Raw genomic sequence first — 530 nt, forward strand, 5'->3', positions numbered from 1 at the left:
TATTTGAACTTGGAAATGGAGATTTAGCAGTAGGAACAGTAAAAGGATTTGATGCAGGAATAGTAGATATACCATTTGCACCAAGCAAATTCAATGCAGGAAAAATGATGCCTGCTAGAGATAATAATGGAGCAGTAAGATATTTGAACTTTGGAAACTTACCTTTAACTGAAGAACTAAAAGCATTCAATACAAGAAAGTTAGAAGAAAGAGGAAAGTTTGAAGGAAGAGAAGTAACATTCCAAATGACTATAGATGATATATTTGCTGTAGGCAAGGGCGTTTTAATAGGAAGACCAGAATAATACAGCCAATTAATTAAATATATAAAACTACTTAGAAAGATGGGTGGAAAAAATGAAAATAGTTGACGTTATTTGTTCAGAATCAAAAACAGGATTTTATTTCGATGATCAGAGAGCTATAAAAAAGGGAGCAGGACATGATGGATTCACTTATGTAGGAGAACCAGTAACAGAAGGTTTTAAAAACGTAAGACAGGCCGGAGAAGCTATATCTGTTATGATTAT

The 530-nt window shown here is 33.2% G+C and carries 2 pseudogenes; both read left to right on the forward strand.

The features are described 5' to 3' along the window. Positions 1-305: pseudogene (locus HBE96_RS02005) on the forward strand (methylaspartate mutase subunit E); the annotation flags it as partial. Between the two features lie 52 nt (positions 306-357). Then, positions 358-530: pseudogene (locus HBE96_RS02010) on the forward strand (methylaspartate ammonia-lyase); the annotation flags it as partial.

The organism is Clostridium muellerianum (assembly GCF_012926525.1).
GTDB lineage: Bacteria > Bacillota > Clostridia > Clostridiales > Clostridiaceae > Clostridium_AM > Clostridium_AM muellerianum.